The organism is Streptomyces sp. NPDC002104 (assembly GCF_053593795.1).
The window spans coordinates 158778-173087 of sequence record NZ_JBSFDF010000005.1; the positions used below are offsets into that span (position 1 = coordinate 158778).

Here is a 14310-nt window from a genome sequence, read left to right on the forward strand (position 1 = left end):
CGGCGTCGTACCCCTAGACCTCGCCCCCGCCATTCAGCCGCCGGTCAGGCAGGTGCCAGTGGTAAGGCGCCACCAGGGCGTCGATGGCGTCCGGCCCCCAGCTACCAGGGGCATACGGCTGCACCGCCGGCGGCTCGTCGAGCAGCGGTGCCGCCACTTCCCAGAGCCGTTCGACGCCGTCGGACCGGGTGAACAGGGACTGGTTGCCGCGCATGGCCTCGAGGAGGAGGTGCTCGTAACCTTCCAGGAAGCTCTGTGCCGCGAACGAGGTGCCGTAGTCGAAGACCATTTCGCCGTCGGTCAGCCGCATCGACGGTCCCGGCTCCTTGACGAGGAACCGGGCCGTGATGGAGCCGGGGTCGTCGAAGTCGATGACGAGTTCGTTGCCCCGGCCGTCCGCCGCATCCCGCGCGTCCAGCGGGAACATCCGCAGGACCGGCTCGCGCAGGCCGATCGTGACCACGTGCCGACCCTCGGCCAGGGCCTTGCCCGTCCGCAGGAGGAACGGCACTCCCGACCAGCGCCAATTGTCGATCTCGGCCCGCAGGGCCACGAACGTCTCCGTGTCCGACTCCGGATCCACGCCCTCCTCGGCACGGTAGCCGGCGTACTGGCCGCGGACGGCGTGCGCGGGATCCAGCAAGCGCATGCTGTGGAAGACCTTGACCTGCTCGTCCCGGAGCGGGCCCGCCTCCAGAGCGACCGGCGGTTCCATGGCGATGAAGCCGAGCAGCTGGAACAGGTGGGTGACGACCATGTCGCGGAAGGTTCCGGTGCCCTCGAAGAAGCGGGCGCGGCCCTGGATGTCGATGTGCTCGGGCACGTCGATCTGTACGTGGCTGATGTGCTCGCGATTCCACAGCGGCTCGACCAGACCGTTGGCGAAGCGGAGGGCCAGGACGTTGTCGACGGCCTCCTTGCCCAGGAAGTGGTCGATCCGGAACACCCGTGATTCGTCGAAGACCGCGTGGATGGCCGCGTTGAGGGCGCGAGCGGATGCGAGGTCCGTACCGAAGGGCTTCTCGACGATCACGCGGGCGTCCTCAGCGAGCCCCGTGGCACCGAGGAGGTCGATGACGGAGGTGAAAGCGACCGGGGGCACGGCAAGGTGGAAGAGCCGGCGCGGCTCGCCCCCGAGCTCCGCCTCCGCCGCGCGCACGGCCGTCACCAGGGGCTCCGCGGCTCCCGTGTCGGCCGCACCGAAGGACAGGGCGGCCGCATACGTCTCCCAGGCCGGGCCCTCCGGCCGTGCGCGCCCGAATTCCGTTACGGCCTGCCGCGCGTGATCCCGGAACTCCTGGTCGGTGAGGGCCTCCGTGGCAGGCGCCGTACCGACGACACGGTAGTGCGGTGGCATCAGCCCGGCTCGCGCCAGATGGAACAGCCCGGGAAGCAGCTTGCGCCGGGCCAGATCACCCGTGGCGCCGAACAGGACAATGACGTGGTCCGCAAGGGGTTCGCACTGCTGGGTCGGCTGAGCCATCGGACATCCTCCCTCATCCGCGCCTGAACTCCGCACGGCGCGAGTGCGGCAGCGGGCGCCCCCGGCACGCCCCGGGCCCGTGCCGGCTCCACCTACGCGGCGGCCGTGCGCCCTCACACCCACTCTGCACGCCCGCGACCGATCCGGCACCCGGGATCGCACGAAGGGTCCGGTGTTCCGGCCTGGTCTCCAGCCGGACGGCTGGACGGCATGGGAGGGGGCGGGTAGGGGAGAGTGGCAGGGCCGCCTGCCCTGGACTGGGCGCGGTTCGGGCGGGGGGAGGGGGGTGTCGTCGGCGGCCGGCGAGGCGGTCGGGGCCGGGCGGCCGGCGGGATCTACGCTCACGCATCCCGGGACCGCCTGCAGGACGCCGAGCAGCAAGCAGAGACCAGCGGCGCATGGACGCAACGCTCCCATACCCCCATGGGTATGCGCGGGTTCGGATTGACTGCGTCCCCCGGATGGCCGTGGAGCGAGCACCGCCGCCCCTGGTGCGGCCTGTGTGTTGTGGATGGCGTGTTCTGGGGCGGCTGGAATCCTTGTACCGCCGTGGGTCGCCGGGTCGCACCGTCCGTGGTGAGTGCTGCCCGCAGGGCTGGCTGGCGGCACCCTCGATCTTGTAAGGGGGAAAGGGCATGGCGACGGGCATCGTGAAGTGGTGAAACTCGGAAAAGGGCTTCGGCTTCATCGCGCAGGACGGGGGCGGCGACGACGTGTACGTCAGACCTCCGCGATCGACGGCGGCGGGGAGATCCAGGAAGCCGAGCCCGTCGAGTTCGAAGTCGTTCAGGGGGAGAAGGCGCTGGAGGCCAGGTCGGTCCGCCATCTCTGAGGCCCTGGCCCGCGCTGAGGCTCCTGGCTCCCGCATGAGCTGCCTTCAACGCCATGCGGGAGCCGTTGCGTTGTGGGACCCGCGCTCCTGCCGGTCGGCAACCCGGCGGGCCTCGGCACCCTGATCCTGGCCGCGCACGCGACGGGCCCGGCGCCGCAGAACGCGTCCGCGAAGGCATCGGACCAGGCGGCGGACAAGAAGGACAAGGAGAAGGACTCGGGCGGCAAGAAACGTCTGGTGGATGATCCTCGCGGGCGCCGCGGCCGGCATGGGCATCGGCATCGTGCTCAGCGGCCGCCGGAAGAAGAACCAGCTCTGATGCGCGGACCTCCGCATCCATGATCACGATCTACGGCTGGAGTACTAGAGCGTGTCCGGCGGGTCACACGGCCGACTTCACCCTCAGTAACCTTCCAGGACATCCTTTACTGCGTCATGGAAGTCGTGCCGCAGTGACCTGATCTGATTCCACCAGCGCTCTCGGTCTTCCAGTAAGGGAGATCTTCCCAGCTGGAAGGTAACGGCCGGTACCCGGCACGCCACGAGAATTCTGACCGCCAGGCGGTATATCTCTTCAGGCCCTACCGCTTCGATAGAGTGCACACTCTCGTGAACCTCATCAAAAGCGGACAGAACATCTTCAATAATTGGATCAGGAGCCAAAAGGGTTCGCCGAAACTGCGCCAACGAGTTCTGTAGAAGCCTGTACTCGGCACGACGCGCTTCAGCCAGCCAACGCGCGCGCTCCGCCTCCTCCTGCTTGCGCACAAGTTCCATGGCATTGCGGTGGCTGGCCTCTGCCGCTTCCAATACGTTGCGGTGGTTGGCAGCGGCGATCTCCAAAGCAGTCCGATGGGACACCTCGACCTGACGTAGGGCGGTGCGCATCTGCCAGCGGCCCAAGAGCACGCTCACGGGGATTCCTGCGAGGGCCAGGATTGCGGCAACACCCGTTGCATCCATGACAAGAATCATCGCTGATGCGATCCGTCCTCATGTGCAGTTGCCGGAACACCCCCTGTTTCGATTGCCGCGCCTGTGCCTTGGCCGCTCCACGGTGATCTGGGTAAGCCCATGCCGGAGAGCCCAAGCACCTGATCCGCCGGACAGGAGACGCCGGAATCTGAGTCGACCGACACCAGGGCGGGGCAGGCGAGCGGCGGCGCGACGCTTCCGCGTAAGGCGAAGTGCCCGGTCACGTACGCGAAGGGCCCGGCCCCTGAATCCCACGATGGCGGCGGGAACGGTACGGGGAAGGACTCGGCCGATCCCGGGGCGGGGCAGGCGGGCAGCCCGGCGCTTCCGCGCAAGGAGGCCGGCAGTAGCAGCAGCTAGTCCGCGTGCGGCGGGGAGTCGGTAGGTGCGGGCGGCCGCCCTGACCGGGTACCCGCCCGCACTGCGGTACGGGTCTGGGCTGGCCGGTGCGCGAACAGCGGGACCGCGGCGGCGATAGATGCCGAAGGGCGGCCCGGAGCGGGTTGGCGTGCTCGGGCAACTGCTCCACCCGCCCCGCCACCACGGCGAAGCCCGGCGGGTCCGGCCCGGGTCCGGCCCGGGGCCGGGTGGGTTCGCCGTGCCCTGGGAGGTCCCACGACCAGGGCGTGCCTCGACGGCGGGGGGTTACCCTTCGATCGCCCTTGCTGCCAGTGCGTGGGTGACCTGGCACGGCAGGAGGTCGTTGCGCGGGTGTTGGCCTCAGCGGATCAGGTCCCTGGGCCCCGTCTGCGATGGGATTTCCATGCTCTCGACCAGTTTGCGCGCGGCAGCCGGCACCGCGCTCGCCATCGGACTCATTGCCGCGTTCTCAGGTCCGGTCCGGCCCCAGGCCGGCGCCCTGTCCATGACACCCGCGGCTGCGGCCGTGTCCGCAGCGTGCGCGTTCCGGCCCCACCATGAGCAGGGGGCGAAGGACGTGGGGACACCCCCGGCCACACCGCCCTACGCAGGCATGGTGCAGGCCACGCTCAAGACGAACCTGGGGGAGCTGGAGCTCGCCCTGGACGGGGCGAAGGCACCCTGCACCGTCAACTCCTTTACCTACCTCGCGCAGAGGAACTTCTTCGACAAGACCCACTGTCACCGCCTCACCACGGGGGCGTTGAAGGTCCTGCAGTGCGGCGATCCGACCGGCACGGGCTCGGGCGGGCCCGCCTACACGTACGGCGATGAGAACCTGCCGAAACCCTCTTCCGGCAGGCGGACCGCCATCTACGCGAAGGGGACCGTCGCCATGGCCAACGCGGGCCCGGGCACCACCGGGAGCCAGTTCTTCATGGTCTACGGCGACTCCGAACTGCCCCCGAAATACACGGCCTTCGGCAAGATGACCAGCGGCGTGGATCTCCTGGAGCAGGTCGCGATGGCCGGGACGGACAACATCAACGGCGAAGGCGACGGCGCCCCCAAGAAGACGGTCACCATCGAGGACGTTGTCGTCGGCGGCCATGGCGGCAGTGCGGCCAGGTAGCCGACGGGAGGGGCGAGCGCGGCGGTGGACAACTGCCGTGCTCCGGTCACGGCGTTCCCCGGCGCCGGGGTTGCCGCCGCCTTGGCTGGGCCCCGAGAGCTTCAGGGGTGGGGGAGGAGGTTTGCCCCGAGGGGTTGTTCCAGACGGTCCAGGGAGTGGTGGAGGCCTTGGCCACGGGTGTCAGCTCAGTGCGACCTCGCCTGCGTGGAGGGCACCCATGACGCGCTCTACGGTCTCCCGGGCTTCGCCGACCGGAGCCGCGTAGCCGATAGCGCCGCGCGCGGCTTCCTCTCCAAGGGTCCGGGTGATCACCCACGCGGCAAGGTACTGCGATGGTCCGCGAAGCTGGTGGCCCAGCAGCTTGGCACGTGGGCGAGACCTGACGACGCCCAGTGACCCGCGGAGCAGCACGCCGTAGCTCTCACGCGCCCCTGGTGCTTCCTGCCGGCGCTCACCGTCGTCCCTGACGGGTGCGGGCCGCCCTCCACAGGGGGGCGGCCCGCATGTCCACTCTGCGGCCGGGTCATGGTTCCGCAGGGGCCGTCTGTGGTCAGAAGTCTCTGAGCAGGCGGCCCGCGCCAGCGATGCGGTCGGTGATGCCGTGCTCGCGCAGGGCGTGCCACAGTGTGGCCGTGTTGATCGCGACGACGGGTTTGCCGAGCTCGGCCTCCAGGGCCTCGGCCTGGGAGACGAAGGAGAGGTTGGTGCCCACCTGCACGATGGCCTCGATCGAGGGGCCGTCCAGTGCGGTGACCATCTCCAGGATCCGGTCGGGTCCCACCCTGGCGATATCCGTCGCGGTCGGGCAGCGCAGTCCTGAAACGGCTGCCACATCGAATCCCGATTCGCTGAAGAACCGGCTGACCTCACGGTCGGCCACCGGCTGGTAGGGGGAGAAGACTGCGATGCGCCGGCACTTCAGGGCGTGCAGTGCGGCCCGGCAGGAACTTGCGCCGGTGGTGACCGGGAGGCCGGTGCGTTCGCGTAGTCGGCGTTCGAAGGCCGCGTTGCCCGCTACGCCGCCCCAGAACGTCTCCGCGGACATCCCCATGACCATCCGGTCCGGTTCGGCCGTAAGGACGTCGCGGACGGCGGTGTCAAGGGAAGCCCTGATCTGGGACAGGAGCGCCTCAAAGTCACGATCGTCGGCCATGGCCGGGTGTGGGATGTGCATGGAGCCCGTGCGGTATGCGACTCCGGGAATTCGTGCACTCCAATAGTCGTGTTCGACGACGGTGTTGGTGCTCGGCACGATGACTCCGAAGACGGCTCGTGGGCCCACGGTATTGGTCATGGCGGATGCTCCAGTTCGTACGGGTAAGGGACAGTCACCGCGAGTGGCGTACGCGCCGGGGCTCCAGATCCGGTTCGCCCAGACTGCAGAGCGCTGGTGGCAGGGTGATCATGGCGGTGGTCCCGACGCCCTTGCGCGCTGCTCGAAGTTCCACGTGGATCGCGTGATGCTCGGCCAGCCGGGCCACGACGTACAGGCCCATCCGGCGTCCTGCGGAGCCATCCAGTGCCGGCGGAACGGCGAGACGCCGGTTGTGGTGTGCGAGCTCTTTGGTGGTGAGGCCAAGCCGAGGTCGCTCACCTCGATTCAGGTACGTTGACGATGCGTACGCGCTGGTACTGCTCACCTCACCGGCTGCCGCACGCAGGATTCTTTCCAGCGGGATCGGCTCGCCCCAGCCGCTGTTGATGAGCGCGACGGAGAGCAGCACGACGAGGAGTGTGCACACGCCGGAGCGGACCGCGGTGTCCCCGGCGTCGGTGAGCGCGCCGGTGGTGATGTCGGCAAGGTCTTGGCCGAGCTGGTCTTCGACCTTGTGCAGCTGGTCCACTTGCGCGCCGGCGAAGTCGAAGAACGCCTGTGGAGTCGTCGCAAGTCCGGCGCCCGTCGGAGTACCGGACATGACAGGGGCGCGCAGCTGCGTGAAACGTTCCATGCCGAGGGCGGAAACGGTCGAGGAGAAGAGCTGGGCGTCCCCAGGGCCGGCGCCCGCCTGGAACTCTCCCAGAGCTGCCCGCTCGAGGCCTGCGGCTACCTGTACGCGCTCTGCGGCTTCGGCGGTTCCCAGACGTCCGCCGAGGACCGCCGTGATGAGTGAACGCTGCGTGGACATGGCGGATTTCACGACGGACAAGCAGGAGAGGGACTTGCCTTTGGCGCTGGCTTCGGGGGTGAGGGAGATCTCGTTGTGCAGCCCAAGCAGGGGAGCGATGAGGGTCTCGTACTGGCGCTGGACGTCCAGGGTGTCCTGGTAGGTCTCGGCCGCCTTCGGCTGTTGCCTCAGGTTCCCGGTTGAGGTTTCTTGCGCTCGCTGCTCGGCTTCCTCGGCGCTTCGGCGGACTTGAGGCAGGGAGGGGGCCCGCTGGATGAACTCCTCGAGCCGTTTGCGCAGAGCGGGCTGCGAGCCCGGGATTCTGCTGGCCGCGTCAAGGAATTCCTTCCACGCCCTGTCGGTGGCTGCCGCGGGTTGCGCTGACGGTGGGACTGCCCTCTTTGGGGCGGCCGCAGGCCTGTCGGGTGGCAGGGCTGATCTTCCGGCTTCGTCCTGGAGGGCAGCTGCCAGCACGGCTGCCTGCCGGGAGAGGCTTGCGGTGGCTGCGGCCTCGGTTGCCGTGGTGGCGGAACCGGAGGCTTCAAGGCTGCGCAGGGTGCCCAGGGCGGAGAAGGCCACCAGCGGGATGACGGTGATGGTGGCCAGGCGGGACGTGAAGCCCCAGTTGGCCGGCGATATGCCTGCGGAGCGTCGACGCCCGGGCGTATCGGTAGAGGTGTGCCTGTGCTGTCCGGACCGTCGCGGGAGGGGCCATCGGATCGGCAAGTCGGCACTCCTGACAGGGAGACAAACGAGTTGACGTGTTTCGTTCAGTGAAACGATGTTTCGCAAAACTAGAGGGGTGCGGCCCGACCGTCAACCGATCCCCGACGCCGGCTTTTCGTGTGGCCTGTGGAGAAGCGTGCGCGCTCCTCACGCAACTCCCTGAGGTAACTCAGTGCGTCGACCTGGATGGTGTGGCGGCTGGAGGCGACGTACCGCCGTGCCGTGCGGGCGTGGTACTCGCTGATCTCGCGCTGCATCGTGTCGTGCGAGGGCAGGCGGCAGCGGCCTTGGAGCAGGTCGGCCACCCAGCGGGACTGCGCTTCGGCCAGCGGCATGATCGCGCCGAGCGGCTGGACGAGCCCGATGAAATACAGCCCGCTGTGGTCGGGGGAGACGACACGTCGGTACAGGTTCACCGCGTTGTCGGCCGGGTTGATCAGCTTCTCCGGCAGGAAGGGGAAGTCGATGTCGTAGCCGGTGCAGTAGATGATTGCGTCGATCTCCTCCCGGCTGCCGTCCTCGAAAACGACGCCCGATGTGTCGAGTTCCTTGATCATTGGAGTGACGGTGATGTCGCCGTGGCCCAGGCGCGAGAGCAGGTCGTCGGAGATCGTCGGGTGGGCGCCGAGGACACCGTGGCCCGGCTCGGGCAGGCCGTATGCGGACAGGCGACCGCGGCTGAGCCGCAGGAGCAGCGACAGTCCGAGGGCCTGGATCGTGAGCGGGGCCCGTGCGAGCCAGGACCCGGTGAGGTGATCCGTCGGGGTTCCGAAGAGGTACTTGGGCAGGATGTGCGCCCCGCGGCGCATGGTCAGGAAGGTGCGCGCGGAGACGCGTGAGGTTTCGACGGCGATGTCGCACGCGGAGTTTCCGATACCCAGGACGAGAACCCGCGCTCCGGCGAAGGCCTCGGGGGTGCGGTAGTGGTGCGAGTGGGTCTGGCTGCCGGTGAAGGAACCCGTTCCGGCGAGCGCCGGTTGTGGCATGCGGGGCTTCCAGTGGTGTCCGTTGGCAACCAGCACCGCGTCGTAGACGCGGCTGATCGATGCGCCGTCCTCGATGTCTCGTGCCGTCACGGCCCACCGGCCGTCGGGTGTCTTGGCGACCTCCGTCACCTCGGTGCGGAACGCGATCGAGGGACGCAGGCCGAAGTGGTCGACGAACGCGTCGAAGTAGCGCGCGATGTGGAAGTGGCTCGGGTAGACCGGGTAGGCATCCGACATCGGGAAACAGGCGTACTCCATCACCTGCCGGGAGGTGTTGATATGCAGGGACCGGTAGGCCGAGGACATGCCGTTGTCGTTCTGGTAGCGCCAGTTGCCGCCGACCTCGGAGCCGCTCTCGTAGCAGTCGTAGGGGATGCCGCGCTCGGCAAGTACCTGGCAGGCTGCGATGCCGGATGAGCCGGCTCCGATCACGCAGATGCGTTCCATCCGGACCTCCATTATGACCACCCGGTCACATGACCGGGTGGTCATACGGTCGGCGCGCGCCTGCATAATTGTCAACCAGCATGCAAAAGGCGGCAGTTGTGCAACTCGGGAAGCCTCTGCGCTGCTGCCGGATTCATTGACAGGGCCCCAGGCGCCGCCCACTATGACCGGGCGGTCACATGACCGCCCGGTCACGCCGCGGGTCGATCACTCCACCGCGGGGTCGCCGGCGGATCTGTCGTCCTGCGGGAGCCGTGATGTCCACCTCTTCACCACCCCAAGACGCTCCGCCACCCACCACTGCCGCGCGGCAGCCACCCCCCGACGACGTTGACGTGCTCGTCATCGGATCCGGCTTCGGGGGCAGCGTCACCGCCCTGCGCCTCACCGAGAAGGGATACCGCGTCGCCGTTCTCGAGGCCGGCCGGCGCTTCGCGGACGACGAGTTCCCCCGGACCTCCTGGCGGGTGCGCGATTACCTCTTCGCCCCGCGCCTCGGCTGCCGCGGCATTCTCCGCATGACCCTGCTGGGCCGCGTTCTGGTATTGACCGGTGCGGGCGTCGGAGGCGGATCCCTCGGCTACGCCAACACCCTCTACGATCCGCCCCCACCCTTCTACGAGGGCACCCGCTGGGCCGCCATCACCGATTGGCGCAGCGAGCTCGCCCCCTACTACGAGCAGGCCCGACGCATGCTCGGCGTCACACTCAACCCCCGGCTCACGCCCTCTGACCGGGTACTGAAGGAAGCCGCCCGGGAACTGGGATGCGAAGGCACCTTCCGTGCCACCCCCGTGGGCGTGCACTTCGGGAAACCCGGCACCGCGCCCGGCACGACCGTCCCCGACCCCTACTTCGGCGGCGCCGGCCCCGCCCGCGCGGCCTGCCTGCACTGCGGGGCATGCATGACGGGATGCCGGCACAACGCCAAGAACACCCTTCCCAAGAACTACCTCGGCCTGGCCGAAGCCGCCGGGGCGACGGTCTGCGCCGAACGCACCGTCACCGACGTCCGCCCGAACACCACCACCGGCGCCGGCTGGACCGTCACGTCCGTCCGCACCGGACGCACCATCCGCACCGAACCGCGCACCACCACCGCACGGCACGTCGTCTTCGCCGCCGGAGCCCTCGGCACGCAGCGCCTGCTCCACCGCCTTCGAGCCGACGGCTCCCTGCCCCACATCTCCCCGCGCCTGGGCCACCTTACGCGGACGAACTCCGAGGCGATCCTCGCCGTACGCTCCAAGGATCCGGGCGCAGACTTCACCCAAGGCGTCGCCATCACCTCCTCCGTGCACCTCGACGACACCACTCACGTCGAACCGGTCCGATACGGGCCCGGCAGCAACCTCCTCGCCCTGCTCGGAGCGACCCTCACCGACCCAGCCCCCGGACGCTCCCGGCTCCTGTCCGGCTTCATCGCGATGGCCGCGAACGCCCGGAGCCTGCCTGCCCTGCACCGCCCGCGCCGCTGGGCGAGGCAATCGGTGGTCCTGCTGGTCATGCAGTCGGCTGACAACTCCCTCACCACCAGACTGCGCCGCGGTCTGCTCGGACAGCGCCTGACCAGCCTGCCTGGCGAGGGCGCCTCCAACCCCACCTGGATACCGGCCGGCCATCGCCTGGCACGCATCGCCGCCGAACAGAACGACGCGATGGCCTGCGGCACATGGGGAGACCTGTTCGACATTCCGTCCACCGGACACCTGATCGGCGGGTGCACCATTGCCACCGATGCCGCCCACGGAGTCGTCGACCCCTACCACCGCGTTCACGGGCACCCCGGGCTGCACGTCATCGACGGTTCCACCATCTCCGCCAACCTCGGAGTCAACCCCTCCCTGACCATCACCGCCCTCGCCGAACGCGCCACCGCCCTGTGGCCCAACATCGGCGACACCGACCCCCGCCCCCGGGCAGACACGCCCTACCGCCGGCTGGATCCCGTCACACCACGACGCCCAGCCGTCCCCGCACACGCCCCCGCCGCGCTGCGGTTCAGCCCCCGACCGCCCGAAGAACAGGACCCCGATGCCGACGTACCCGCCTGAGCCCTGGCACCTCGCCGGGCAGATGAACCTCTCCCTGTGGCTCGTCCCGCGCAAGGCAGTGCCACCCCTGCCGAACGGCGTACGGCCGTTCACCCTCGCAGGCCGCGCCATCATGGGCGCCGCCTGGGTCATCTACGAGAACGACAGCGTCCTGCACTACAACGAGGTCCTCTCCGCCGTGCTGGTCCGCGACGGCTTCAGGCCCCGCGTCAGCATCACCGACATATGGGTGGACAGCCCTCCGTCGCTGGCCGGGGGCCGCGAACTGTGGGGGATACCGAAGGAGCCGGCCGCCTTTGACATCGTCAGGGGCAAGGGCATGGAAGCGGCCGCCCGGACCGAGGACACCACGCTGTGCTCCGCGTCCTTCCAGCACCGAACTCCGCTGCCGGGACGCTGGCCGATCTCGTACCGCCTCGCCCAGCAACTCGACGGACACCTGAAGACAAGCCGCGTGCGCAGCCGCAGCCAGGTCGCACTGGCGCGAGCGACCTGGCGGATCCCGCCGGGCAGCACGCTCAGGCTCCCGGTCGACGGTCCGCCCCTGCTCAGCCTGACCTTGCGCGACTTCAGCCTCACCTTCGGCAGCGCCTCTCCGAGCACGCCGACCACCAAGGTCTGAGAACCCGACGAGGGCCCCCGGCGGGCCTTCCCTTCCGAGGAGCGCTCATGACGCCCGCAACCAATCTGCCCTCCACCCTTTGCGAGGCCTTCCAGCAGACCGTGGCCGCCCGGCCCCATGAACCCGCGCTCCTCACCCCCGAGGGCCCCGCACTGACCTGGGCCCAATACGCCGACCGTGTCGCATCCGTCGGAGCCGCCTTCAAGCACCTCGGGGTCCGCCGAGGCGAGCCAGTGGCCCTCATGCTCACCAACCGGCCCGAGTTCCACATCGCCGACTGCGCCGCCCTGCACCTGGGCGCCGTTCCCTACTCCCTCTACAACAGCCTTCCCGCCGACCAGATTCACGACCTGCTGGCCAGCACGGCAACCCGTCTCGTCGTCACCGAACACCGTTTCCTTCCCGTGCTGCGCGCCGCGCGCGTCGGCACCTGCGTCGGGCAGCTGGTAGCCGTCGATGCTCTTCACAGTCCGGCCGAGGACGATGTCCTCTCCCTCGCCGAGGCCGAGTCGACGGCCCCCACCCCCCTCGATCTCGCCGCCGCCGTTCGCGAGGTAGGCCCCGACGACCTGATCACCTTGATCCACACCTCCGGTACCACAGGCCGCTCCAAAGCCGTCGAGATCACTCACCGCGCGATGATGGCCCAACTCGAAGGCACCCAAAAGGTCCTGAACGTCACCTCGGACGACAGCCACATATCCTTCCTCCCCGCCGCACACATCGCCGACCGGTGGGGCTCGCACTACACCCACCTCCTCTGCGGAACCCAGCTGACCTGCCTGGATGACCTGTACCGCCTTGCCGAAACCCTCACCACAGTGCGCCCCACGCTGTTCGGAGCCGTACCCGCCCTCTGGCAACGCCTGCGCACCGGCCTGGAGAACGCGATCACCGACGCCGACCCTGGGCTTCGCACCCTGGTCGAGGACGCCCTGGCCACCGGCCGCCGCCTCGCTCCGCGCCGCTGGGCGACCGATCCCCTCACCGAGGCCGAGCGAGCCGAACTCGACGCGGCTGAACCGATCCTCGGCGAACTCCGCCGCCGCATCGGGCTCGACCGCGCCCGCATCTGCATCACCGGGGCCGCACCGGCACCCGAGGGACTCCAGGATTTCTTCCACGCCCTCGGCCTGCCCCTCACCGACGCCTGGGGCATGTCCGAACTCAGCGGCATCGCACTCATCGCCCCACCAGACAGTCCGCGGCCCGGAACCGTGGGCCGCCCTGTCCCGGGGGCCGACATCAGCATCGCCGACGACGGAGAACTCCTCGTACGCGCGCCCTTCCTGATGCGCGGCTACCGAGGCGAGCCCGAACTCACCGCGCAGACCATCGACACGGAAGGCTGGCTGCACACCGGCGACCTCGCCACCATCGACGCTGCCGGCGACGTGCGCATCGTCGACCGCAAGAAAGACCTCATCATCAGTACGGGCGGCAAGAACATGGCCCCCGCCCGCATCGAGGGCGTCCTCAAGGAGGCCTCGCCCCTGATCGCACACGCCGTCGTTGTCGGCGACGCCCGCCCCTTCAACGTCGCACTCCTCGTCCCCGACCGCGAGGCCGTCACCGCCTGGGCCCGGAAGATCGGCATCACCTCGAACGCACCCTGGCACACTCACGCTGCCGAGCTCGCGGCCGCCCTCACCGAGTCCGTCGCCGATGCCAACACCCGCCTCTCGCGACCCGAACGGATCCGGGCCCACGAGGTACTCACTGAGCAATGGACCCCGAGCGGACCCGAACTGACCGTGACCCTCAAAGTCCGCCGGTCCGCCGTCACCATCCAGTATGCCGACATGGTGGAGGCCCTGTACCAGCGCGCCGGGACCGGCCGGTGATATCGGCGGCACTGGCACTCCTCGCCGTCCTCCAACTCGTACTGGCCGCAATCGCATGGCGAACCGGCCCGGCCGGCTGGCTCACCGCGCTCCTCGGATGCGCCCTGGCATACGACTCGGCCGTCGTATCGGCCGGAGTTTTACTCGGTGAAGGTCTGGGACTGCAGACCCTGAGCGTCGGCCGCTTCGTCGTCCACGCCGTGGGAACGCCCCTCGTGGTGCCGTGCGCGATCCTCGCTCTGCGCGGCGGACGCGCCTCCCTCGCAGGAGGCTGGATCATCGTTGCTTCACTGATCGGACTCGGCTGCGCGACCACGCTGTCGGGCCTCCACCTCCGGTCCCGAACCTGGGCGGGCACCCTGCGCTACGCAGACGCCGAGCCGGGCGCATTCCCGGTCGCAGCCGTCCTCGCGATCGCCATATTGCTGGCGATCGGGGTTGCCGCCTGGATCCGGCTCAGGACGCCTTGGATTGCCCTGGGGGCCCTCGCCGTCCTTGCCTGCTCCGCCGCCGCTTTCGCTGCGCCGCCGCTGGGAAACGTGGGCGAGGGATTGATGCTCGCCGGACTCGTCGCAGAGCTGCGCGGCGGTCGGTCGGCACGGGCAGCAGCGATCGAACCCTGAGAAGTCGCACATAAGGCAACACTGTTCCGCTCAGAGAAACGAACGCGGTATTGGCGTGTTCGCGTCAATGTGCTGCAATGGATACATCGTTTCTCTCCGCGATACCCCCACAGGAGGGCAC

At 69.1% G+C, this 14310-nt stretch carries 11 protein-coding genes and 2 pseudogenes; 7 read left to right on the forward strand and 6 right to left on the reverse strand.

Annotated features, from left to right (window positions below; genetic code table 11):
• Window positions 1-13: 13 nt before the first annotated feature.
• Complete coding sequence (zwf, locus tag ACWCP2_RS06845; protein WP_450907514.1) at window positions 14-1483, reverse strand: glucose-6-phosphate dehydrogenase; 1470 nt, start codon at window positions 1481-1483, stop codon at window positions 14-16.
• A gap of 686 nt (window positions 1484-2169) precedes the next feature.
• On the opposite strand from zwf, the pseudogene ACWCP2_RS06850 reads away from it, so the two are divergent.
• Together ACWCP2_RS06850 and ACWCP2_RS06855 are read left to right on the forward strand one after the other, a co-directional pair.
• Window positions 2170-2315, forward strand: a pseudogene (locus tag ACWCP2_RS06850) (cold-shock protein).
• 72 nt (window positions 2316-2387) lie between these two features.
• Window positions 2388-2657 (forward strand): hypothetical protein, encoded by a 270-nt coding sequence (locus ACWCP2_RS06855; RefSeq protein ID WP_450907515.1) that lies wholly within the window; start codon window positions 2388-2390, stop codon window positions 2655-2657.
• Window positions 2658-2717: 60 nt separating this feature from the next.
• Here the strand turns inward: ACWCP2_RS06855 and ACWCP2_RS06860 are convergent, their stop codons facing one another.
• Window positions 2718-3278: a hypothetical protein gene (locus ACWCP2_RS06860; protein WP_450907516.1), complete on the reverse strand. Its 561-nt coding sequence runs from the start codon at window positions 3276-3278 to the stop codon at window positions 2718-2720.
• Between the two features lie 985 nt (window positions 3279-4263).
• On the opposite strand from ACWCP2_RS06860, the gene ACWCP2_RS06865 reads away from it, so the two are divergent.
• Window positions 4264-4782 carry a peptidylprolyl isomerase gene (locus tag ACWCP2_RS06865; protein WP_450907517.1) on the forward strand — a complete coding sequence of 173 codons (519 nt, stop codon included), beginning with the start codon at window positions 4264-4266 and terminating at the stop codon, window positions 4780-4782.
• A 180-nt stretch (window positions 4783-4962) separates the two neighbouring features.
• On the opposite strand, the pseudogene ACWCP2_RS06870 reads toward ACWCP2_RS06865, so the two are convergent.
• The 4 genes and pseudogenes from ACWCP2_RS06870 to ACWCP2_RS06885 form a co-directional block, all read right to left on the reverse strand.
• Window positions 4963-5115, reverse strand: a pseudogene (locus ACWCP2_RS06870) (AraC family transcriptional regulator); the annotation flags it as partial.
• Between the two features lie 217 nt (window positions 5116-5332).
• A complete protein-coding gene (locus ACWCP2_RS06875; protein WP_450907518.1) occupies window positions 5333-6076 on the reverse strand; it encodes a maleate cis-trans isomerase family protein in 744 nt (247 codons plus the stop codon).
• 34 nt (window positions 6077-6110) lie between these two features.
• Window positions 6111-7466, reverse strand: a complete 1356-nt coding sequence (locus ACWCP2_RS06880) for a nitrate- and nitrite sensing domain-containing protein (RefSeq protein ID WP_450907519.1) — start codon at window positions 7464-7466, stop codon at window positions 6111-6113.
• Window positions 7467-7681: 215 nt separating this feature from the next.
• Window positions 7682-9046 (reverse strand): NAD(P)-binding domain-containing protein, encoded by a 1365-nt coding sequence (locus tag ACWCP2_RS06885; RefSeq protein ID WP_450907520.1) that lies wholly within the window; start codon window positions 9044-9046, stop codon window positions 7682-7684.
• A 257-nt stretch (window positions 9047-9303) separates the two neighbouring features.
• Between ACWCP2_RS06885 and ACWCP2_RS06890 the strand changes: the two genes are divergently transcribed.
• The 4 genes from ACWCP2_RS06890 to ACWCP2_RS06905 are packed head-to-tail and all read left to right on the forward strand — an operon-like array spanning window position 9304 to window position 14189.
• Entirely contained in the window at window positions 9304-11100 is a 1797-nt protein-coding gene (locus ACWCP2_RS06890) for a GMC oxidoreductase (RefSeq protein WP_450907521.1), read from the forward strand.
• On the forward strand, window positions 11081-11722 hold the full coding sequence (locus tag ACWCP2_RS06895) for an acetoacetate decarboxylase family protein (protein WP_450907522.1): 642 nt from the start codon (window positions 11081-11083) through the stop codon (window positions 11720-11722). The genes ACWCP2_RS06890 and ACWCP2_RS06895 overlap by 20 nt, the downstream gene beginning before the upstream one ends.
• A gap of 47 nt (window positions 11723-11769) precedes the next feature.
• Window positions 11770-13566, forward strand: coding sequence for an AMP-dependent synthetase/ligase (locus ACWCP2_RS06900; protein WP_450907523.1), 1797 nt, complete (start codon window positions 11770-11772; stop codon window positions 13564-13566).
• Window positions 13563-14189 carry a hypothetical protein gene (locus ACWCP2_RS06905; RefSeq protein WP_450907524.1) on the forward strand — a complete coding sequence of 209 codons (627 nt, stop codon included), beginning with the start codon at window positions 13563-13565 and terminating at the stop codon, window positions 14187-14189. The genes ACWCP2_RS06900 and ACWCP2_RS06905 overlap by 4 nt, the downstream gene beginning before the upstream one ends.
• Window positions 14190-14310: the final 121 nt, after the last annotated feature.